Origin of the sequence: Desulfotomaculum sp. OF05-3, assembly GCF_003435535.1 — a bacterium.
In the GTDB taxonomy this organism is placed as follows: domain Bacteria; phylum Bacillota; class Clostridia; order Lachnospirales; family Lachnospiraceae; genus Pilosibacter; species Pilosibacter fragilis.
In genome coordinates, this window is the sequence record NZ_QWGO01000017.1 from 1 (window position 1) to 23,003 (window position 23,003).

Consider the following 23,003-nt stretch of genomic DNA (forward strand, 5'->3'; position numbering starts at 1 on the left):
GAGCAGTCGCCGCCCGCGAATACGCCAGGCATGTTCTCAAAAGCGCCGCTCTTTAAGGTGACGATCTTGCCGCGGGATACCGGGATCCCGGCCTTCTCGAAATGTCCGGACTCGATATCCTGTCCGATGGCCTTGATCAGGATGTCGCATGGGATGTAGACATCCGGCTCGCCTGTCGGTTTCACGCTGGCACGTCCATCCTTGATCGCGCTGATCATCTGCGGGGTCGCGTAGATGCCGCGGATCTTGTGATCCTCGCCGACATCCAGGGACGCCGGGGCCTTTAAGGTCACGATCTCGATACCTTCGGCGACAGCGCCCTCGATCTCTCCCGGCAGCGCTGTCATATCGTTTCTTCGTCTTCTATATAAAATGCTGACTTTCTTCGCACCCAGTCTCTTCGCCGTTCGGACCGCATCCATGGACACGTTTCCGCCGCCGATGACAACGACTTCTTTTCCGGTTAGATCGATGATCTCGTCTTTTCCAACACTTCTTAAGAACTGTACTGCGGAGAGCACGCCGTCCGCGTCCTCCCCCGGAAGTCCAAGCTTTTTATCCGTGCTGGCACCGATGGTGATGAGCACCGCGTCATACTGTTCCCGAAGTTCCTGGATCGTAATGTCCACGCCGATCTTTAAGCCCTGTTTTACTTCCACTCCTGTCTTTAAGATTGCGTTGATATCGTCATCCAGCCGATCCTTTGGGAGACGGTAGTTCGGGATTCCGTAGCGGAGCATGCCGCCAAGCTTCGGAAGCATCTCATATACGGTAGTCTGATGTCCCATGAGCTGTAAGTAGTAAGCTGCGCTTAAACCACCGGGACCGCCGCCGAGGACAGCGACCTTCTTTCCCGTTGACGGAGCACATTCCGGCGGATCCACAAAGCCTGCGTAGTCCGCCGCAAACCGCTTGAGTCCTCTGATGTTGACCGCATCATCCACCATATTCCGGCGGCATCTCGCCTCGCAGGGATGCTCACAGATAAAGCCGCAGGTCGTTGGGAACGGGTTGTCCTTGCGGATCAGGCGGATCGCATCAGCATATCTTCCTTCTTCCACAAGCGCCACATAGCCCGGAATGTCCACATGGGCCGGGCAGATCGCGACACAGGGAACCGGCTGGTTGTAGGTACAGGTACAGCGCCCGTTCCTGATGTGCTCCACATAGTCATCGCGGTAGCCGATGAGTCCCTTGTAGACCATGTTCGCTGCCTCATAGCCGATGGCGCAGTCGGCGGAGTCCATGATCGACAGTGCTGTCTTTTCCATAAGATCCAGCGTGTCCATCGTCGCTTTTCCGTTTAACACATCCCGGATCAGCTGGTTCAATTGTCCGAGACCGATCCGGCACGGCACACACTTTCCACAGGTCTGCGCATGGCACAGCTCCAGAAATGCTCTGGCCATATCAACCGGACAGAGCCCCGGCGGGCTCGACTCGATTCTTCGTTCCAGATCTTTATAAAGTCCCTCCATCACGATCCGCGCGCGGGTCGGGGACATGATTTCCAATCTGCTCATATGATCCTCTCCTCTGCAATCTTTTTTCATCAGTCACACCTTCTCACGCAGGCATGTCTGCTTTCCCCTCTATGGCTTATTGAATTTGTTTCTTAACATATTGTCGATTCTATCATGTGTTCATTAAATAAATCAAGTGTTTTATGTATTTTGCTTAATAATCTTTTGTTTAACGTTAATTTTTAGACAAATTCATAGATAAGATTGTGCCTGCAAAAAAATACCGTCCGGAGACTTTCCGGACGGCATTTTCATTTGTACCTATGTTATTTTACAAGATATCCGCCGTCTACCGGGATGATCGCTCCGCCCAGATAGTCGCTGGCGTGGGATGCGAGGAAGATGCAGGCACCCTTCATGTCATCGCCAGTACCCCAACGATTTGCCGGAATACGCTCGGTGATCTGCTGATATCTTGGATTCTCCGGATCAAGCAGCGCGGAGTTCATCTCTGTTGCCATATAACCCGGCGCGATCGCATTGACGTTGACGCCTCTTGCAATCCAGTCATTGCTGAGTTCCTTGGTGAGCTGTGTCACGCCGCCCTTTGCTGCTGTGTAAGCTGGAACAGTCTGTCCGCCAAACCAGGATACCATAGATGCGATGTTGATGATCTTTCCATATCCCTTCTTCAACATGATCTTTGCAGCTTCCTGGCAAAGAATGAATACAGAATTTAAGTTTACATTGAGAACTTCATCCCACTCTTCGATCGGGAATACTTCCGCGCTATGACGTCTCTGGATACCATGTGCGTTTACAATAATGTCAAGATCGCCTCCAAGTGCAGCCACACAGTCATTGAATCCCTGATATACCTGCTCCCGCTTGCTGAAATCTGCTTTTACACCGTGGCACTTGAAGCCGCGGTCGCAGAATCCTTTTGCCACATCATAGACCTTATCGGAAGTTCCAACGATCACGACCTCACATCCTGCCTCCATCAGACCTTCTGCCATTCCATAACCAAGTCCTCTTGTTCCGCCTGTTACGATCGCTTTTTTTCCTTCAATATTAAATAATTCCATGATCATATTCTCCTCTCAGATTTCTCTTAGTCAAACAGGATTACCATCTTCTTCGCGGACTCGTCCGGATGATCCATCAGATGGAAGACCTTGTCGATCTCGCTGAATTTGATGAATGTTGTTGCGATGCCTTCGGTGATATACTCACCCTTTTCCATTCTTGCGATCGTCGGCTCGAACGCATCCTGAGACATCCTGGAGCCAATGATGTCAAGCTCTCTCTGATTGATCATCGCCTGTGTGATTCCCTCTTTTTCTGTACAGAATCCCATCGGTACCATACGGCCCGCGTTGCAGAGGATCCCCGGCTGCAGGCACATCGTCAGGGAACCCGGGAAGCATGCAGAGTCAAACGCTACGGTGCAGCCATGTCCGTCTGTGATCTTCTGGATCTCCGCAACAACATCCTGAGTCTTGGAATTGATCACATAGTCAGCGCCGTATTCTTTTGCGCGCTCAAGGGAAGAATCGCTGATATCACAGCAAATCACGGTCTTGCAGCCCTTTGCCTTACATGTCTGTAAAATAATGGAACCGATCGTTCCTGTACCAAGGATAAATACAACATCATCTTCGACCACACGACCGCGTCCTGTGCAGTGGGAACCGATTGCAAACGGCTCAACAAGTGCCGCATCTTCCCACTTGACAGAATCGGAAATCTTGTATACTTCTTTTGCCGGCGCCGTGAAATACTGTCTCCAGCCGCCGTCTGCTCCGGAACCTCTTACTTTTACATGCTCGCACACGTTCTTTCTTCCATGCGTACACTGGTAACAGGTTCCGCAGGAGGAGAGAAGATCCACGATAACATGGTCACCCACTTTCACATTTTTCACGTTTTTACCAATCTTTGCGATCACACCGGCATTCTCATGTCCCGGAATTCTCGGATATGTGGAGCACGGGTTGGAACCATGCCAGATGTGGTGGTCACTTCCGCATACACCTGCGGATTTCATCTGGATAAGGACTTCATCCTCGTTTGCAAGTTCCGGAATCTCAACCTCACGCACCTCATATTTATGCGGTTCTACAACAACGACTTCTTTCATCATTTCAGCCATGATTCATTCTCCTTTTTCTAAAAGACTTTGTTTTATCTATAACCGATTCATTCCATGTTATCCTATGATCGACGGGAGCAGCAGTGAAATTCCCGGAACAAGTGCAAATAAGATTCCGCAGAGAATCTCTACTACAACGAACGGAACCAGATGCTTTGACACCTGCCCAACGGACTGTTTGCTGATTCCACATGCCACGAACATGCAGGTTCCGAAAGGCGGTGTCGCCTGTCCCATTGCAAGAAGGAATACGAATACAAGTCCGAACTGTACCGGATCGATGCCGAATGCAGCTGCGATCGGAGCAAGGATCGGTCCGAGGATCAGGTTTGTTGCTCCAACTTCCAGGAACATACCGCAGATCGTCAGAAGGATGATGATGATCGCCCAGAACATATATTTATTAGAGACAAATGCGAGCATGAAGTTCGTCACTGCCTGCGGGATCTGATAATAAGAGATCAGCCAGCCAAACATCTGCGCTGTCACAACAAGGATCATCAGGTTTGCAGTTCCTTCTGCTGTATTCTCAACGATCTCCCAGATCGTCTTCATGCTGATCTCGCGATAAACAGCGAGGCATACGATCAGACCATAAACAACGGCAACAACTGCGGACTCTGTCGGTGTAAAGATTCCGGCGTAAATACCTCCGAGAATGATGACCGGCATGATCAACGCCCATACTGCGTCTTTAAAGGAAACAAGAAATCTCTTGAAGGAAAACTTGTCGGATTTCGGGAATCCGCATTTCTTTGCTTTGTAGTAAGCATAGAGGCAAAGAAAAATGCTGCAGACAACACCTGGAAGAATACCGGCCATTAAGAGTGCGCCTACGTCTGTTCCTGTGATATTACCGTAAATAACGAGCACGATACTCGGCGGAATTACGATTCCAAGTGTTCCTCCGATCGCCTGAACAGCTGCCGCATAAGATTCCGGATAGCCGCGCTTTACCATCTCCGGGTACATCAGTCCGCCGATAGCCGCTGTTGTAGCAACAGAGGAACCGGAAATTGCTGCAAAGAATGTGCAGGCAACGATGGATACCAGGGAGATTCCACCGGAGATCCAGCCGACGAGGGAATCTGCAAAGGCAACGAGACGTTTGGAAAGTCCGCCCTTTGACATAACGTCACCGGCGAGCATGAATGCCGGGATCGCCAGCATTGAGAAGCTGTTGGAGTTTGCGAAAATTCTCTGTGCGATCACTACAAATGTAAGCTTCGGGTCAAGAAGAACCGCTACAATACATGATAACCCCAATGCCCATGTAATTTCAAGTCCGCATGCCATGCCGACAAGCAGGACAACGATCAAAGCAATAGCTGCAGTCTGCATCAGCCTACCTCCTTCTCTTTTCCAAATTCCTCCCAGGTATCTACGATCAATGCGAGGAAATTCATAATAAATCCGATAAACATGATCCCGTAAAGCAGGCTCATTGGAATTCCCATTGCCGGGCTGATCTGATATCCACCGATCTCAATAAGCCCGTAGCCGCTATACATAAGAATCAAACTAACATAAATGGCGATTCCTTTCCGGATCACATCCATAACATACTGTGCCTTTCCCTTCAGGTATCCGTCGATCAGCTCAATGCGGACAAACAGGTGATCTGTCGCCGCGAGGTTGATTCCAAGAACGATCAATGCCACAAACAGATATCTGGAAAGTTCCTCCGACCATGTCAGGCTCTTAAATATAACAAATCTGCAAAATGTCTGTAAGAATACAACTCCGATCATCAGTAAAAGGACTGCGCCGATGATCGCTTTATTGATTTTCTGTACTTTTTTAAAGACTGCCGCGAATTTTTCCATAACGCACCTCCTACTTATTTACTGACAGTGCCCGAATCTCAGAGATCATATCACCATACTGTTCTTCCCACTGCGCATACAGGTCTGCTGCCTTGTCGATGAACTGCTGCTTATCCGGATATGTGACGGTCATTCCCTGTTTTTCCAGCTCTGCGACTGCCTCGGAATCCATCTTACGACTGATTTCTCTCTCCTCGATGCTGCACTCAGCCATCACACGTTTGAAGGTTTCTTTTGTCTCATCGTCAAAGGATGCCCATGTCTCAGGACTCATGACAAGGAAAACGGTCGAGTACGCATGCTCGGTCATTGCAAGGTGGTTGTTGACCTGAGCGACGTTGTTTGTCAGGATAACGGTTGCCGGGTTCTCCTGTCCGTCAAGTGCACCCTGCTGGAGTGCTGTGTAAGCTTCGCCCCATGACATCGGGGTCGCATCTGCTCCCATTGCTTTCCAGAATGCGATATGTACCTGATTCTCCATGGTACGGATCTTCAGTCCGGCGACATCATCCACCGAATTGACATCCCGCTTGCTGTTTGTCAGGTTGCGGAAACCGGATTCCCAGATCCCCAGTCCGTAGAGCTGGACGCCGGAAAGCTTGTCGAGGAAACGGGTTCCGATATCCCCCAGGAACACGGCATCGGCCTGCTCGGTCGATGTGATCAGGTACGGAATGTCCAGCGCCTGAAAATCGTTGATGAAGTTTCCGATCGTGGACTGGTTGACGACTGCGATATCGATCGTTCCCATCTGACATCCCTCGATCGTATCGATCTCAGCTCCGAGCTGTCCGTTATGGTATGTCTCGATCTTATATTTTCCTTCGGTCTCATCGTAAATCCTGTCTGCAAATGCTTCCATCGACTGTCCGATGGCTCCTGCCTGTGATGAGGTCTGTGCCATTCGAAGCGTGATCGTTCCGTCTGTGCTGTTCTTCTGATGACTGTCCTTGTAGATGCTGAATCCGCTGAGTACAACTGCTGCTGCGAGAATTCCTGCAGCTGCGAGAGCTGATGACTTTTTGCTCATTCCTCTTTAAGCTCCTTTCCCTTTTCCGAAAATCTACGGAGTTACAAGTGCTCCGTCACGTCCTCTTGTCTGTGTCCACGTTGTCACGGTGTTCTCACACGGATACTTTGCCGCCTCAGTTTCATCGATATCGACGCCCAGGCCTGGCTTATCATTCGCGTAAACATAGCCTTTCCGATACTCCGGCATACCTGGGAATACATCAAGAAGCGCGCCGTGCGGTCCTTTTAATTCCTGAATCACAAAGTTCGGCGGTTCGATCCCGGACCATTCCTGAACACCGAAATTCTGTGCCGCAAGGTCGATGTGGATATTTGCTGCATGGGCTAACGGAGACATATCCCCCGGTCCGTGCCATGCTGTCCGAACACCAAACTGCTCCGCAAAGATCTGAAGCTTTCTCGCCGGTGTAATTCCTCCAACCTGGCTGATATGAACACGGATGAAATCGATGAGCTGTTCTGCGATCACGGTTCTCCATTCATACGGATTGTTGAACAGTTCCCCCTGCGCGATCGGGATGCTCGTCTGCTGTCTTAAATTTCTAAGCCAGGAGAGCTGCTCTAACGGAACCGGATCTTCCAGAAAGAAAAGATCAAACGGTTCAAGACCTTTCGCAAGCGCCACCGCATCAGCCGGAGCAATCCGCTCATGGACATCATGCACAAGCTGCATATCGTAACCGATCTTCGCTCGAATCTGTTCAAATAACTGGATTGTATCGCGGATGTATTTCTTAGAATCGAGATACAATCCATCATGTGCGCCTTCTGGTGCTGTCTCAGGTGTCTGTCCATAAGGAAGTCCGCCGTAACCGCCGCACTGGCATCTTAAGTGGGTAATCCCCATTTCCTGATACATCTGAATATTCTCGCAGATCTCATTAATGTCCCGTCCGTCCACATGACGGTAGACCGGAATTCCTTCCCTTACTTTTCCTCCAAACAACTCGTATAACGGCATCCCTGCCATCTTTCCCTTGATATCCCAAAGCGCCATGTCGATTCCGGAAATCGCGTTATTCTCGATCGGGCCATTTCTCCAATAGCCGTTCTGATGCATCAGCTGCCAGGTCTCCTCGATATTTTCAACCGGACGCCCTACAAGCAGCGGCTTCATATACTCCTCAATCAGATGCTTTACCGTCAGATGGCGGTAAGCAAAGGTTGCGCAGCCAAGTCCATACAGCCCCGGCTGATTTGTCTCAATCTTTACGACCACAAGATTGATTCCTTCCGGTGCCGTACAGATCACCCGGATATCCCTAATCTTTACTGACATCCCATATTCCTCCTCATCCTTTTATTTATAAGACGTTGCCATAATCAGTTTATTGATTTTGCAGATTTTCAAGTTGTCTTGATTGTCTCTTAACTTGTTACTCATCATACAAGTTTGGTTTTATTATCAAGGTGCCTTTTGCGCTGCAACCGACACCCTGTTTTACTCATTGCTTATTTTTTTCCTGTTCCGCCTTCACGATCTTCGATCTTTCCAGACATCTTCAATGTCTCAATCGAACCACCAAGATGCTGTTCCATTACGTCACGAGCCCTTTCTGCATCATGATTTTTAAATGCTTCCAGTATCTCCGTGTGGTAGTGAAGTCCCGTCTCATATCCGAACAACTCATTCATTTGTTCATGGTTCTTTCTGGATTCCAGAAAAACTTTATGAAGACTCTTTTCCAGAAGCGGATTGCCGGAGGTCCGGCTGATAACTTCATGAAATTTCAGGTCTGCACGGACAAATTTCGCTCGGTCTCCTTTAAATTCCTTCATCTGTTCCAGATAAACTTCCAGAGCGGCAACTGTTTTTTCATCGCAGTTTTCCATTGCGAGTACGCATGCCCCCGGCTCCAGAATCTTTCTGAATTCCAGTACTTTGCAGATATCCATACAATCTTCCGATGTGATCTTGTATTCTGCCTCGTCCCAGTTTTCAACCTGAGTGTTGATCAGGAACGTTCCTTTTCCCTGATAGCTTTTCAGAACACCAATCCCGATCAGATATTGAAGTGCCGATCGGATACTGGAACGGCTGACTCCAAGTTCCATAACCATCTGGTTTTCAGACGGAATCTTTTCGCCGATGTTCCATTTTCCGGATTCAATATTTTCCTTCAGATACTCAACGACCTGATCCGTAATATTGACTGTTTTTATTTTCATCCTCGCGCGTTACCTGCTTCTTTATTATTCTGCTTGTTGGGCGGATAAGATTGTTCTTTTACTTGTCAGACAACCTATGAGTTGATTATATCCTATTTTTACCTAAAGTCAATACCCATTTTCAATATTTTTCGTTGTTTTTTACAGACTGAACGGAATCTTTGCGGGGAATGTTGATATGTTCCATGCAGAAAATGACTGCCCATGTAAAGCATCTTAACTCTATATCACTCTGTACTGATCTGCCGCCGTTTGCTTGCATCGCTGAAACTTCCATGGTAGAATAGAAATGATGTGTACAGAAATTATCCACTCACCCGAAAGGAGACTTGTGATATGAAATCCGGAGAACATTTTGACGTGATCATCATCGGCGCGGGCCCGTCCGGAATCTTCTGCGCGTATGAGCTGATCAAAGAAAAACCTGAACTGAATATTTTAATGATTGAAAAAGGAAGACCGATCGAGAAACGTGTCTGTCCGAAGAGAAAAACAAAGGTGTGTGTGGGCTGCAAACCATGTTCTATCACCACCGGTTTCGCCGGAGCAGGAGCTTTCTCCGACGGCAAGCTCTCCCTTTCCCCGGATGTCGGCGGAAATCTGCCGGAGATCTTAGGATATGACAAGGCAACTGAACTCATCCGGGAATCCGACGATATCTATCTGCAGTTCGGCGCTGATAAGAACGTCTACGGCGTTGACAAACAGCAGGAGATCCGCAAGATCCGCAAGAAAGCCATCAACGCAAACTTAAAACTCATCGAATGCCCGATCCGCCACCTCGGAACCGAGGAAGGTTATAAGATCTACACAAGACTGCAGGAACACCTTCTCGCGAACGGAATCCACATGGAATTCAACACCATGGTCAAGGATATCATCATCGAGGGCGGTACCGCAAAGGGTGTTATCACCGATAAAGATGAGACATACTACGCAGATGAGATCGTCTCCGCCATCGGACGTGAAGGCTCCGACTGGTTCTCCCACATCTGCGATGACCACGGAATCGATACCGAAGTAGGAACCGTCGACATCGGCGTCCGTGTTGAGGTCCGCGACGAGGTCATGGAGTTCCTCAACAAGAACCTCTACGAGGCAAAGCTTGTATACTACACACCGACCTTCGACGATAAGGTCCGTACATTCTGTACGAACCCGTCCGGTGAGGTTGCTACCGAATACTATGAGAACGGCCTGGCTGTCGTAAATGGTCACGCTTATAAATCAAAAGAATATAAGACAAACAACACAAACTTTGCGATCCTGGTTTCCAAGAACTTCACAAAGCCCTTCAAGACCCCGATCGAGTACGGCAAACATATCGCCCAGCTGTCCAACATGCTATGCGACGGAAAGATCCTGGTCCAGACCTTCGGTGATTTCCAGAGAGGCCGCCGCACCACGGAGGAACGTCTCTGCAGAAACAACATCATCCCGACCTTAAAGGATGCCGTTCCGGGCGACCTTTCCTTAGTTCTCCCGCACCGCATCATGGTGGACATCAAGGAGATGTTAAAGGCCCTCGACAAGGTAACTCCGGGTATCGCCAGCGATGAGACACTGCTTTACGGAGTGGAGGTTAAATTCTACTCCAACAAGGTCGTTGTCGATAAGGACTTCGAGACAAACATCCACGGTCTCCGCGCCATCGGTGACGGTGCATCCGTGACCCGCGGACTTCAGCAGGCATCCGCGAATGGACTTTCTGTTGCGAGAAGTATCCTCGCGAGGATCGATCAGAAATAAGGCAGTAAAAAGCTTCCTTTGAATCTGTATGCTGAAAACCACACATGTAAAATAGAAAAAAGAGCATCTTTGCGCTCCAATGTTTTAAGGAATTTTCCAAAACATTGAAGCCGCAGGTGCTCTTTTCATATTTTATAAACAACTACTGATGACCAGTAAGCGTTTTTCCTTCTCCAATCCATTCCAAATCGGCTTCGCCGATGGGATTTTTACCTTCCAGCCTAAGTTTTCACTTTTACTTTCTTGGATGCGCTCCCTGGTACGCCTCTCTGACCGCGCTGTCCATGGCATATGCCGTGTACATCTGGGTGGATGCCAGGTCGGAATGACCCATCATGGTCTGGACGGCACGCATGTCAGCGCCATTGCTTAAGAGGTGCGCCGCGAAAGAATGGCGCAGAGTGTGGGGTGTGATGTCTTCCTCGATTCCTGCCCGCTCCCCGTAGTATTTGATAATCTTCCAGAATCCCTGACGACTCATGGCTCTGCCGCTGTAATTTGTAAACAGCAGTTCCGATCGTGTTCCTTTTAAAAATGTCTCACGGGCAGACTCCAGATATTTCGCAAGAGCATCCTTCGCCGCATGGCCAAAGGGAATCATCCGCTCCTTGTGCTCATCGCGGCAGGTGATAAAGCCGATGGACATATTTACATCGGAGAGCTTTAGATTCACAAGTTCCGTCACGCGGATCCCTGTCGCGTATAAGAGTTCCAGCATTGCCTTATCGCGGATCTCCTTCGGATTCGCGCCGGACGGCTGCTCCAGAAGTTTCGTCACCTCGTCAACTGTGAGGATCACAGGCACCTTTTTCTCGATCTTCGGCGCATGCATCGAATCTGCTGGATCACGGCGGATCTTCCCTTCCTTAAACAGCCAGCCAAAGAACGATCTCGTGGATGCCAGTGCCCTCGAAACTGTCGACACTGCTTTTCCTTCTCTCTCCAGGAAAAGGATATAGGAATTTAACGCCGTCTTTGTCACTTTCCCGCAGTCTGTGATTCCGTTTTCCTCCAGATAATCTGCCATTTTTAACAGATCTCTCTGATAAGAAAGCGTTGTATTTTTTGACGCGTGTTTTTCTTCCTCCATATAGTTTATGAAGGTTTGAATTTCCTCTCTCATACCTTTTCCCCGTTCATTTCCAGACACAGTTATCCGCGCTTTTCACGATCCTATACGAAATCATAACTAATCAGCAGCTTCACCCGCTTATGTTTTCTCCTGGTCAGCGCAGCAAGTGCGCAAATCCACAGAACAGTTACACAAAATTTTTCTGTTCGCAATTTTCAGCACCTGTGTCTATACACGTTTATACTCTATCTGTTTTTTAGTTTCACGATGTCTGCCTTTGGGAAACAGGGGACATAGGCCTAAGTTTTCCACCATCCCCCCGATACGCTGTTTTTCCCGGCAAAACCAGTATTTTTCTACATTATAGTCCCATTTTAGGGCAAAATCAAACGGATTTTTCCCACTTGGATCCCATTTTAGACTATTTTACATAACTAATCGCTAGATATGGAACTGTATATATCCACAATGGCAATATCTTGTCAAAATGCGCAAAATTTTTTTTTAAAAAAAAGGGCTGAAAGCCGCGTATTTCCTGGGAAAATTCCACTTTTCCGCCCCATTATCCTGACTACCGTACCACGCCTTCAACGCCTTTCGTCAGATATTGTCTCTTCCGTTGACGCCCTAATTCAAATCCACGATTTTCAGATATGCCTTTCTAAAACAGTTGGAAGATCAGCGCTGAGAAATTTGGATTTATGAATATCTCAGATATAATTCCAAGCACCATAAAAAATACCATCATCCATAACCTGATTTTCTCTTTTCCATCCGCCTGCTCCACGACCATGATCCATAAAAGGTAAGCCGCCAGTATATAAAAGAATCCCTGCGGAAATACAAGTCCGAAAAAGCGCAGGATCCCATAAATTCCCGCATGCATCGTCAACACACAGACAGCGATTGCGGATGTAAATGCCAGATAGACTGCTCCCGCGTAAAACAGGATTCTGGCAAAAACTGCCTGGCAGATCAGAATTCCCAATAAAATCCACACAAACCGTTTTTTCAATACTCCCACAAACAGACTATACCGGTCCGCCGACACGATCTCCGATGATGTGAGGATCCCGGAGAACCAGCTTTCAAGTGTGCTTTTCATCTCTGCGCTCATCTTATTGAAGAAAACTGTCCCCATAACGGTCCCCAAGAATAAAAAAAAGGACAGCCAGAACATCTGACTGTCCCAAAATCTCCGATGCCTGTGAATTCCGGCCATAGCGATACCGTCCATGTTCCTTTTTCACAATGTATGCGCATATGGGCCTACTTTATCCACAGGATTTGTAACTATTCAGTACCTTCATAGTTACGTGCAAAAATCCATTCCAGATCAACTTCGCTGATGGGATTTTTGCCTTCCAGCCTATGTTTTCTTACGGTCAGCGCAGCAAGTGCGCAGACCTACTGAACAGTTACCAGGATTTTTTCTAATTGCAGCAATCTTTCCACAGGCAGGCAGCCAGCCCTATCCTCACTGACACTTTCCGCTTACTGGCTTCTGCCGTTTTTTCTATCGAATTCCCTCTTTCTGAGCGTACGCAAGGATTGCCGCAATCGTCTTCGCGTCTGTCATCTTGCCGGTGTAGATCATCTCAAGAAGATCCTTTACTTCCCACTCTTCCACATCAATACTCTCATCCGCATCGAGATGCTGCTTTGACGGGATCAGGTCTTTTGCGATATAGACACCGATCTGCTCATCGCAGAAAGCCACTGTCGTGTTGACTGTCATCAGGAATTCCAGGGTTTCGCTGCGGAATCCTGTCTCCTCCTCAAGTTCTCTCGCCGCGCACTCGATCTTCGGCTCATCCGGCGCATCAAGTTTTCCTGCCGGAATTTCCAGCGTGAACCGGTCTAAGGCGTTCCGGTACTGACGCACCATGAGGATCTTTCCGTCCTTTGTCACCGGGAGAACGGCTGCCGCGCCATCGTGGTGGATATAGTCATACACTTCCTCGATTCCGTTCGCGACAACGGTATCCCGGTAGATCTTTAAGATCGTTCCGGTGTATGCAAGATCACGTTTTAAACGAGTTGTTTTTTCCATACTAAAGTCTTTTCCTTTCATGAATGTATCTGTTAACTGCCTTAACAGACATTCTAAACAATTCCTCTCAGATTTTCTATTCTGCGGAATTACCCTGCAGTATTTTCCTCTGCTCAGAACTTATTTTTTTACATTTTTCACACTGCTACGGAAATTTCCGTGTCTTTCACGTAATTATCAGCCTTTTAACTTTTTATTCTTCTCAAAGTTTGCATCACACGCCTTAATGATCGCACCGCGGAATCCGTTCTCCTCAAGGGCAGCAAGTCCCTCGATAGTGGTTCCTCCCGGTGAGCATACCATATCCTTTAATTCGCCCGGATGTTTTCCTGTCTCAAGGACCATCTTCGCGCTTCCTAAAACGGCCTGGGCAACCATCTTGTAAGCGGCCTGGCGCGGGAGTCCGTTCTTTACGCAGCCGTCAGCCAGCGCCTCGATAAACATGTATACATAGGCCGGGGAGCAGCCGCTGGCGCTTCCAACAACATCCATCAGCTTCTCATCCACTTTCTCCATCTTTCCGAAGGAAGTAAAGAATCCGTCGATGACATCCTTTTCCTCATCGGTAAACAGCGCCTCATCGTAGCTCACCCCGGACATTCCCTCGCCGACCATAGCCGGTGTATTCGGCATGGAGCGGACGATTCTCGCACTGTCTCCGAGACCTGCCTGGAGATCCGCGATCGCATATCCAGCCGCGATGGAGATCACAACCTGATCTTTCCTGATCTTTCCGTTTAATTCCTTAAAAACTGTCGGAAGTACCTGCGGCTTTACTGCCAGCACCAGGTATTTTACCTGCTCTGCGCAGTCAGTTGCTGTTGAGACATGGGCAACACCTGTCTCCTCCGTAATTTTCTGCATCTTCGCCTCATGGGCGCTTGTGAAAAGCAGCTCTTCCGGCTTATATGTCTTTAAAAGTCCCCGCATGATAGCGGTTCCCATGTTTCCCATTCCGATAAAACCAATCTTTGCCATATCAATATTACCTCCTGTTTTATATTCTCTGTTATCTCTCATCTGCAGCAGACCAATCTTTGCTCATATTGCAAAAGCTTCGGCAGCACAGAGACTTCTAAATTTCCTGTTAAAAAAACCGCTGCCATACAGATTCTCTCTGCACAGCAACGGCTTTCATTTTTATTTCGCGTAATCGGTAACTCTGGACTCGCGGATCACGTTGACTTTGATCTGTCCCGGATACTCCAGGCTCTCTTCGATCTTCTTGGATATATCTCTTGCGAGAAGAACCATATCGTCATCGCTGATCTGCTCCGGTACTACCATAATGCGCACTTCGCGTCCCGCCTGGATCGCAAAGGACTTGTCTACTCCCTTGAAGGAGTTTGTGATATCCTCAAGCTGCTTTAAGCGGTTCGTGTATGTCTCCAACGTTTCTCTTCTTGCACCCGGTCTTGCAGCGGAGATCGTATCTGCTGCCTGAACGATGCAGGAAATAAGGTTCGTCGGCTCAGCATCGCCATGGTGGGATTCCACAGCATTGATAACGATCGGGGACTCTTTGTATTTCTTACAGAGTTCCGATCCGAGCTGTACATGGGAACCTTCCATCTCATGGTCAACGGATTTTCCAATGTCATGTAATAAGCCGGCACGCTTTGCCATTCTGACGTCAACACCAATTTCGGCTGCCAGTAAACCGGATAACTGTGCGACCTCGATGGAATGCTTCAATGCATTCTGACCATAGCTGGTTCTGAATTTCATCTTGCCGAGGAGCTTGACGAGCTCCGGATGAATATTGTGAATGCCGACCTCAAGGATTGCGGCTTCACCTTCCTCGCGCATCATGTTTTCAACTTCCTTCTGCGCTTTCTCCACCATCTCTTCGATTCTCGCCGGATGGATACGTCCATCCACGATCAGTCTTTCAAGAGCAATTCTTGCAACTTCACGTCTTACCGGATCAAAACCGGATAATACGACAGCTTCCGGTGTATCATCGATAATGAGTTCCACACCTGTCATTGTCTCGAGAGTACGGATATTACGTCCCTCACGTCCAATGATGCGGCCCTTCATCTCATCGCTCGGGAGCTGAACGACAGAAACTGTAGTCTCAGCCACATGGTCAGCTGCACATCTCTGGATGGCGGTAACCACATATTCTTTGGCTTTCTTGTCAGCTTCTTCCTTTGCTTTGGCTTCTAATTCCTTGATGAGCTTTGCGGTGTCGTGTTTTACATCTTCCTCTACGGATTTCAGAAGATATTCCTTCGCCTGCTCGCTGGTAAGTCCGGAGATCTTCTCCAGTTCTTCCTGCTCCTTAGCAAATAATTCCTCGACCTCGGAAGAACGCTTTCTTAAAGTCTCTTCCTTCGCGGCAAGACTGGATTCTTTTCTCTCCATTGCCTCAGATTTTTTGTCGAGGTTTTCCTCTTTGCTCAGTACGCGGCGCTCATAACGCTGGATCTCGGCTCTCCGTTCTCTGGTTTCCTTTTCAAGCTCGTTTTTCGCTTTTAAATTCTCTTCCTTCGCTTCCAGGAGAGCTTCTTTCTTCTTCGTCTCGGCGACCTTCAATGCTTCATCTATTATTTCTCTGGATTTTTCCTCTGCGCTACCGATCTTGCTTTCATAACTGTTCTTGCGGTAAGCAACAGCCACGACCCAGGTAATAGGAGCCACAATAATTGCTGTTATAATAACGCTGATTATTGGTGACACAGGAGCACCTCCTTTATTTAGTTTTCATTGTACTAATTACAACACTTCAATTTTAAACTGTTTTATGCATTATGTCAAGTATAATGCCCTCATTCCGGGTACTTCTGTGCATCCCCACGAAGCCTGTCATATCCTGTCCTTTGGGGCCGGAAACAGCTCTATTCCCACTGCTTCATCGCACTGTTGATCGCGTCGTAGGAAAAACCTTTTCGCGCCAGAAATGCGTAGATCTTCTGGCGTTTCGCGGGATCCGGTTCTTCCGGGTCGTAATTTTTCTTTCTCAAAAGTCCGAGGATCTGGGCAGACTCGTCCACCTCCATATCCTCAAAGACCATCTCCACCAGATCGTCGCTGACGCCTTTCTGGCGGAGGTCAAATTTCATCTGGCGGATGCTCTTTTTGTGGTCGTTTTTCTCCACATACCGCCTCGCGTAGTCCTCATCGTCCAGATACCGGTAGTGTTTCAGAAAAAGAAGCGCATCTTCAACAGAGGCTGGCGAAAACCCCTGTTCCGCCAGCTTCTTGCGCATTTCATTTTCTGTTTTTCCGGAAAACTGAAGATAGTAGAGACCTTTGTTCCGCGCCTCCCGGAACTCCTCCGGAACCGCGTCTCCATCCGCACCGGCATACATTTTCTGCTCCCGGTGCTCTTCCTGCTGCCATTCTTTCATCTATGCTTTCCTGTCAGAACTGCCTTCCTGTCTCAAGCTTCTTTCTAAAGTGCCGTACCCGCCAGACAGTTCTCTTTTTCATCATTATTTTTATTACTCGTCAGCTTCCTCAGCCTCATTAACCGCCGGTGCCGCAGCTGCCTCACCCGGGGCAACATGCTGCGCTTCCAGTCCGTGAAGCTCTCTCACCTGATTCTCGATCTCCTCGCAGATCAGCGGATTCTGCGCAAGGTAGGTCTTCGCGTTCTCGCGTCCCTGACCGATCTTCGCTCCCTTATACGCGTACCAGGAACCGCTCTTCTCGACGATATTTGCGTCAGCAGCCAGATCCAGGACATCGCCCTCTCGGGAAATTCCTTTTCCGAACATAATATCAAACTCTGCCTCTTTAAATGGCGGAGCGATCTTATTCTTTACAACTTTTACGCGGACGTGGTTTCCGATCACCTCGCCGCTCTGCTTTAAGGACTCGGTTCTTCTTACGTCAAGACGAACGGAAGAATAGAACTTAAGGGCGCGTCCACCAGTGGTCGTCTCCGGGTTTCCGAACATAACGCCGACCTTCTCACGGAGCTGGTTGATAAAGATCACGATACAGTTTGTCTTGCTGATGATGGCGGTCAGTTTTCTTAAGGCCTGGGACATCAGGCGGGCCTGTAAGCCGACGTGGGAGTCACCCATATCGCCGTCGATCTCCGCCTTCGGAACAAGTGCCGCTACAGAGTCCACGATCACGATATCAACGGCACCGGAACGCACCATCGTCTCTGTGATCTCTAAGGCCTGCTCGCCGTTATCCGGCTGGGAGATATAGAGATTGTCGATATCAACTCCGATATTCTTCGCGTATACCGGATCGAGAGCGTGTTCAGCGTCGATAAATCCGGCGATCCCGCCGCGCTTCTGGACTTCCGCTACCATATGGAGAGCGACCGTTGTTTTACCACTGGACTCCGGTCCGTAGATCTCAACGACACGTCCTTTCGGAAGGCCGCCAAGTCCGAGAGCGATATCAAGGCTTAGAGAACCCGTCGGAACCGTCTCGATATTCATATTCGCACCGGAATCACCGAGCTTCATAACGGAGCCTTTTCCGTAAGCTTTTTCAATCTGTGTGAGAGCCGCGTCAAGGGCTTTTAATTTATCATCTTTATTCATATTCTTCCTCCAAGATCCGGCCCCGCAGCGTTCCCCGCGTCCCCGGACATCCACAAATTACTAACTTTGCAGTCCGAATTTTTCCCTCCCGTCCTGCCAAAGCAATCGTCATATGCGAACAAGTGTTCTGTACCTGTTAATCATAATATAATCCCTGTAAAAAGTCAACTGTTTCTTCTCATTCCGTCCGGCTTTTCTTCCACCATCATGTTAATGTCCACGCCTTGCGCAAACAGCAACTGATTTTGCTGATGCTTCGCATTCCAAATCGGAAAAATCCCTACCCGCGCACAGTAACACCATCATACTTCATCCCCTCTCCGGCAGATCCCCACGTTTCAATACCAGACTTTTTGCTCTCCGCTGTCATAAAATACCCTTCTGCCTGTCCTTTACTTCTTTCCATCTTATCTTCTCACTGAGGCCTGCAGCGATCCGCCGCCAGGACGATGCTTTCCCGCATCATGAACTATCTGCTATCCGGGACAGACCTCCCAGAACGATTTCAGATACCCGTACTATATCGAAATTCCTTCGCTCTGTCAATCGGCATTCTCCACAAATTCAGACCCTCATTTTTTACCTGGTCAGCCATGAAAAATTTGTCTGATCTCCAATATCCGCCTCACAGCTTCCTTCCCCATGCTCCGCGTAAACAACAAAAGGCGGCAGCCCATGCCCACAATACATGTTCTGCCGCCATTCTATCCTATTTATTATATATGTATTCCCATCCAGCTCACGCCAGGACTTCCTATCTCTCCTTCGAAGCCCGCGCTACCAGTCCGCTGAGCGCCAGAAGCGCCAGAACATTCGGAATGACCATAAGCCCGTTGAAGAAGTCCGCTAAGGACCATACAAGCTCCAGCTTCAGGCAGGAACCGATCACGATGCAGGCAACAACGATCAGGGAGTAGAGCTTTGATGCCTTCTCGCCGAATAAATACTTCACATTCACAAGTCCGAAGAAATGCCAGCTTAAGATCGTGGAGAACGCGAAGAAGAACAGGCAGACTGCAACGAAGATGATCCCCGCGCTGCCGAATCCCTTCATGAATGCCGCCTGAGTGAGCGCGGTGCCGTCCTTTCCTGTGCTCATAACGCCTGTTGTGAGGACAGAGAATACCGTCAGGTTCAGGACGATAAATGTGTCGATGAACACGCTGACCATTGCACAGAGCCCCTGATGATGTGGAGATTCCGCCTTCGCTCTCGCGTGGGCATGCGGGGTGGATCCCATACCTGCCTCGTTTGAGAAGAGGCCGCGGGCAACACCATAGCGGATCGCCTCACGCACCGTGATTCCAGCGCCTGCGCCGAGAACTGCTTCCGGCGCAAACGCGCCCTCGATAATGGAAAGGAACGCTGCCGGAAGAGCCGTGATGTTCATGCAGATCAGGACCAGGCTGCCGACGATATAAACGCCGGCCATGATCGGAACGATCTTCTCAACTACCGTTGCCAGACTCTTTGTTCCTCCAAGGAAGATCACCGCTGCGATCACTGCGACGACAATGCCGACGATCACCGGTGAAAGTTCCACATGGAATACCTGAAATGCTTCCACAAACGCTGCTCCGATAGAATTGGACTGAACCATATTTCCCATAAAGCCCAGCGCAAGAATAATAAATACCGCGAACAGAGTGGAAAGCGCCTTTCCGAATGTTCCCTTGAACGCCGCCTTGATGTAGTAGACAGGACCTCCTGTCACCTCACCGTTTACCTCTGTCTTATATGTCTGTGCCAGAACTGCCTCTCCGTAGATCGTCGCCATTCCGAGGAATGCACTGATCCACATCCAGAAGATCGCGCCCGGGCCTCCGCCGATGAGGGCTGTCGCCGCTCCGGCAAGGTTTCCTGTACCTACCTGGGCTGCGATGGCTGTCGCGATGGACTGGAACGGAGTCATCTCGCCTTTTTCGTGCTTTTCACCGTTCATGCTGAAATGCCCGAATACCTGACGGACGCCCTCCCCGAACTTTCTGACCTGAATAAATCTCAGGCGGATCGTATAGTAAAGTCCGGTTCCGCATAAGAGAACGAGCAGGAGAAAGCTCCACAGAAAATCATTTCCCTTTGTTACAAGCTGCATCAGTGTGTCCATTTTAATTATCCTCCTCTTTCATCATCATAGCCGCCAGCCTTTTCTTTAAATTTCCGGCTGTCCGGCATCATGGAATATCCCCTCTGAATTTCCATGCAATAAAATAAGAGCTGATATTGATCAGCTCTCCAAAGAGTAGAACATTTGCATACAACGGGTTTTGTCCCATTGTGGTTATTTGTATGCCCTGTCCTTTTGCCTGAGAGATCGACCGGTACCATGGACATGAACCGGTCTTACACCTTCGGCGCTCCATACGGAGACTCTCCAGAGTGTCCAGACGGACGTTTGTCCGCCTGGACTGCACTTATGTGTTACATACTATCACAGTTTTCCTTCTGTATCAACGTGTTTTTGAAGTAAAGCAGCAAATTTTGTAATTTTTGTAAATATTGTCACATATGACCTGCAGATCATCTGTCTTTTGCTTCAATCTGACGAACCATTTTCTGACCGCTCCGCATGAACCTCCTGACGCTGTTTTGCAGTTTCAATCTCATGCTGCTTTAACGCCTCCGAGAACTCTACGCGGATCTCCGTTCCCTTGCCCTGCTCACTCTCAAGGGTCAATTTTGCCCCGTGCTGGGCAACGATGTGCTTTACGATCGCAAGTCCCAGACCGGTTCCTCCCGTCGCCTTCGAGCGGCTCTTATCCACACGGTAGAATCGCTCAAATACACGCTCCTGATATTCCGCAGAGATACCGATTCCGGTGTCTTTCACAGAAAGGAACGTATGCCCGTTCTCAATGCCGGTCGTCACCGTCACAGTTCCGTCCTTTTTATTGTACCGGATCGCGTTGTCGCAAAGATTATAGATCAATTCCTCCATCAGCTGCTTATCCGCGAAAACCGGTGCTTCTCCGCCCTGGACCCGGATCGTCACGTTCTGTTTCTGGGCATTCATCTGGAGCATGTCCACACATTCTCTCGCCAGCGGAAACAGATCCAGATCTCTATACTCCACATCTTTCTTTCCGCCGTCAAGCTGGGAAAGCTGGATGATATCATTGATCAGGGTCAGAAGTCTCGCCGCGTTTTTATGGATCTCCGACGCAAACCGTTCCGTATTCTCCCCGGACATGCCGTGTTCGATCAGTTCCGCATAGCCGGAGATCGCCGTGAGCGGGGTCTTGAGCTCATGGGACACGTTCGCCGTAAATTCCTGCCGGACCTGGGAGCTCTTTAAGATATCCTCATGCTGCTGCCGGATCTTATTCATAAACGGTACCAGCTCCTTATAGGCCGCCTGCGTCCCCGGCTCCGAAAGATTCTCCGCCATCTGCTCGATCGGCGCCACAAGGTTCTTCGTAAAGTAATTAGCCATCATGATACAGAAGAAAAAGAGAAGGACAAATACTCCGACTACCGTCATCATCATGTTCTGGGTCAGGGCAAAAATATTGTCGCCCTCCCTCGCGATCCTCAAGATCCGTCCGTTGTCTATCCGGATCGCATAGTAGAACAGATTTCTATCCAGAGTCGTCGACCGGCGGGTTCCGCTTCCTTCTCCGACCTTCGCCGCCATGTGGATCTCCGGGCGGTCCTCATGGTTCTCCATCACAGAAAAATCCGCGTTGCTGTCAAAAATAACGCTCCCATTGGCATTCACCACCGTGATACGCAGCGTATCCGGGTTCAGGTCGTAGGCATCCGGATGCAGATCGGATATATTGTCGAAGATGTGCATATTTTTCATGACAAGAGCGTCAGCCTTCAGATCCCCGATGACCTGTTTCCGGTAGACCCCGTAAAAAACAAATAAGGCACACAGCAGTGTCAGTAAAATTGCGAACACTGCCGTGGCCAGAAGTTCCATATGGATTTTCCGTTTCATTCGATCATATACCCCACATTTCTCACAGTGCGGATCATGGAACCCGCTTCACCGAGTTTCTGTCTGAGCGTCCGGATATGCATGTCCAGCGTTCTCGACTCACCTTCAAAGTCGATTCCCCATACGCGCTCTAAAATGATCTCTCGCGTCACTACGATCCCCGCATTGTGGAGCAGGAGCTTTAAGAGCTCATATTCCTTAAATGTCAGGCTGCACGGAACATCCTTCACGTATACCATATGTTTCTCATCATCCAGGAAGATATCCCCCAAGGTCAGGAATTTATCTTCCTCCATCGTCCTTCTGAGCACCGCCTTTACTCTGGCGATCAGCTCCATGACACCAAAAGGCTTTGTCAGGTAGTCATCAGCTCCGACATCAAGTCCCTTTACCTTGTCGATCTCGGTACTCTTTGCCGTCACCATGATGATTGGAAGCTTTTTCGTCTCCGGACGACGGCGGAGCTTTGCAACGATCTCCAGTCCGTCCTCATCCGGCAGCATAATGTCCAAAAGGGCAAGGTCCGGCTGCTTCTCTTCCAGCTTTTTATAAAAATCGCGGGCACATTCAAATCCTTCCACCTGATATCCGCTGTTCTTTAGCGCGAACATCTCAATTTCCAGAATATTTTTATCATCTTCTACCGCATAGATCAGAGCCATGGTCCTTTCCTCCTGTCTCACTTTCTGCATAACCGTTCAGTACCTTAAAAACATTCTACGTAACTGTTCAATACACAGTTACGCGCAAAAATCCATTCCAAATCGGCTGTGCCGATAGGATTTTTGCCTTCTAGTCTAAGTTTTCTTACCGTCAGCGCAGTAAATGCGCAGACCTACTGAACAGTTACCATTCTACGTAACTATTCAGTACCTTCATAGTTACGTGCAAAAATCCATTCCAGATCAGCTTCGCTGATGGGATTTTTGCCTTCCAGCCTATGTTTTCTTACGGTCAGCGCAGTAAATGCGCAGACCTACTGAACAGTTACCATTCTACTACATATCTGCCTATACCGGAAGCATAT

General features: G+C 48.9%; 20 protein-coding genes and 1 riboswitch. Of the genes, 1 reads left to right on the forward strand and 19 read right to left on the reverse strand.

All coding sequences use genetic code 11. The annotated features are described in order from the left end of the window. The 8 genes from DXA87_RS10210 to DXA87_RS10245 all read right to left on the reverse strand — a co-directional run. A partial coding sequence (locus DXA87_RS10210; protein ID WP_117504251.1) for an FAD-dependent oxidoreductase occupies positions 1 to 1,523 on the reverse strand: 1,523 nt, incomplete at its 3' end. A 266-nt stretch (positions 1,524 to 1,789) separates the two neighbouring features. Continuing rightward, the gene (locus DXA87_RS10215) at positions 1,790 to 2,551 is read right to left on the reverse strand and encodes an SDR family oxidoreductase (RefSeq protein WP_117483435.1); all 762 of its coding nucleotides are present in this window, start codon (positions 2,549 to 2,551) and stop codon (positions 1,790 to 1,792) included. 26 nt (positions 2,552 to 2,577) lie between these two features. Then, complete coding sequence (locus tag DXA87_RS10220) at positions 2,578 to 3,618, reverse strand: alcohol dehydrogenase catalytic domain-containing protein (RefSeq protein WP_015552384.1); 1,041 nt, start codon at positions 3,616 to 3,618, stop codon at positions 2,578 to 2,580. A gap of 57 nt (positions 3,619 to 3,675) precedes the next feature. Next, the gene (locus DXA87_RS10225; protein ID WP_117483436.1) at positions 3,676 to 4,959 is read right to left on the reverse strand and encodes a TRAP transporter large permease; all 1,284 of its coding nucleotides are present in this window, start codon (positions 4,957 to 4,959) and stop codon (positions 3,676 to 3,678) included. Beyond that, on the reverse strand, positions 4,959 to 5,444 hold the full coding sequence (locus DXA87_RS10230) for a TRAP transporter small permease (RefSeq protein ID WP_015552382.1): 486 nt from the start codon (positions 5,442 to 5,444) through the stop codon (positions 4,959 to 4,961). The genes DXA87_RS10225 and DXA87_RS10230 overlap by 1 nt, the downstream gene beginning before the upstream one ends. Before the next feature lie 10 nt (positions 5,445 to 5,454). Further along, positions 5,455 to 6,474, reverse strand: coding sequence for a TRAP transporter substrate-binding protein (locus DXA87_RS10235; RefSeq protein WP_015552381.1), 1,020 nt, complete (start codon positions 6,472 to 6,474; stop codon positions 5,455 to 5,457). Positions 6,475 to 6,507: 33 nt separating this feature from the next. Continuing rightward, the gene (locus DXA87_RS10240; protein ID WP_015552380.1) at positions 6,508 to 7,755 is read right to left on the reverse strand and encodes an enolase C-terminal domain-like protein; all 1,248 of its coding nucleotides are present in this window, start codon (positions 7,753 to 7,755) and stop codon (positions 6,508 to 6,510) included. A gap of 173 nt (positions 7,756 to 7,928) precedes the next feature. Beyond that, entirely contained in the window at positions 7,929 to 8,645 is a 717-nt protein-coding gene (locus DXA87_RS10245; protein ID WP_015552379.1) for a FadR/GntR family transcriptional regulator, read from the reverse strand. Positions 8,646 to 8,939: 294 nt separating this feature from the next. Here DXA87_RS10245 and DXA87_RS10250 point away from each other — a divergent pair, with 294 nt between their 5' ends. After that, on the forward strand, positions 8,940 to 10,394 hold the full coding sequence (locus tag DXA87_RS10250) for an NAD(P)/FAD-dependent oxidoreductase (protein WP_282433267.1): 1,455 nt from the start codon (positions 8,940 to 8,942) through the stop codon (positions 10,392 to 10,394). A 235-nt stretch (positions 10,395 to 10,629) separates the two neighbouring features. Here DXA87_RS10250 and xerD read toward each other — a convergent pair whose 3' ends face one another. From xerD to DXA87_RS10300, 11 genes are all read right to left on the reverse strand, one after another. After that, the gene (xerD, locus tag DXA87_RS10255) at positions 10,630 to 11,517 is read right to left on the reverse strand and encodes a site-specific tyrosine recombinase XerD (RefSeq protein WP_117483438.1); all 888 of its coding nucleotides are present in this window, start codon (positions 11,515 to 11,517) and stop codon (positions 10,630 to 10,632) included. Positions 11,518 to 12,127: 610 nt separating this feature from the next. Continuing rightward, complete coding sequence (locus DXA87_RS10260) at positions 12,128 to 12,607, reverse strand: hypothetical protein (protein WP_147324210.1); 480 nt, start codon at positions 12,605 to 12,607, stop codon at positions 12,128 to 12,130. Between the two features lie 375 nt (positions 12,608 to 12,982). After that, a complete protein-coding gene (locus DXA87_RS10265; RefSeq protein ID WP_117470873.1) occupies positions 12,983 to 13,519 on the reverse strand; it encodes an NUDIX hydrolase in 537 nt (178 codons plus the stop codon). Positions 13,520 to 13,696: 177 nt separating this feature from the next. Beyond that, the gene (gene proC, locus DXA87_RS10270) at positions 13,697 to 14,497 is read right to left on the reverse strand and encodes a pyrroline-5-carboxylate reductase (RefSeq protein ID WP_117470874.1); all 801 of its coding nucleotides are present in this window, start codon (positions 14,495 to 14,497) and stop codon (positions 13,697 to 13,699) included. Positions 14,498 to 14,659: 162 nt separating this feature from the next. Next, positions 14,660 to 16,204 (reverse strand): ribonuclease Y, encoded by a 1,545-nt coding sequence (gene rny / locus DXA87_RS10275; protein ID WP_117470838.1) that lies wholly within the window; start codon positions 16,202 to 16,204, stop codon positions 14,660 to 14,662. A 158-nt stretch (positions 16,205 to 16,362) separates the two neighbouring features. Further along, positions 16,363 to 16,875 (reverse strand): regulatory protein RecX, encoded by a 513-nt coding sequence (locus tag DXA87_RS10280; protein WP_117504253.1) that lies wholly within the window; start codon positions 16,873 to 16,875, stop codon positions 16,363 to 16,365. A 93-nt stretch (positions 16,876 to 16,968) separates the two neighbouring features. Beyond that, the gene (recA, locus tag DXA87_RS10285; protein WP_015552372.1) at positions 16,969 to 18,033 is read right to left on the reverse strand and encodes a recombinase RecA; all 1,065 of its coding nucleotides are present in this window, start codon (positions 18,031 to 18,033) and stop codon (positions 16,969 to 16,971) included. 280 nt (positions 18,034 to 18,313) lie between these two features. Beyond that, positions 18,314 to 18,439 (reverse strand): hypothetical protein, encoded by a 126-nt coding sequence (locus DXA87_RS18625; RefSeq protein WP_278286485.1) that lies wholly within the window; start codon positions 18,437 to 18,439, stop codon positions 18,314 to 18,316. 348 nt (positions 18,440 to 18,787) lie between these two features. Next, positions 18,788 to 20,140 carry a sodium:alanine symporter family protein gene (locus DXA87_RS10290; protein WP_015552371.1) on the reverse strand — a complete coding sequence of 451 codons (1,353 nt, stop codon included), beginning with the start codon at positions 20,138 to 20,140 and terminating at the stop codon, positions 18,788 to 18,790. A 177-nt stretch (positions 20,141 to 20,317) separates the two neighbouring features. Continuing rightward, a riboswitch (glycine riboswitch) is annotated at positions 20,318 to 20,421 on the reverse strand. Between the two features lie 148 nt (positions 20,422 to 20,569). Beyond that, positions 20,570 to 21,976, reverse strand: a complete 1,407-nt coding sequence (locus tag DXA87_RS10295; protein ID WP_117504255.1) for an ATP-binding protein — start codon at positions 21,974 to 21,976, stop codon at positions 20,570 to 20,572. After that, positions 21,973 to 22,638, reverse strand: coding sequence for a response regulator transcription factor (locus DXA87_RS10300; RefSeq protein WP_015552367.1), 666 nt, complete (start codon positions 22,636 to 22,638; stop codon positions 21,973 to 21,975). The genes DXA87_RS10295 and DXA87_RS10300 overlap by 4 nt, the downstream gene beginning before the upstream one ends. Positions 22,639 to 23,003: the final 365 nt, after the last annotated feature.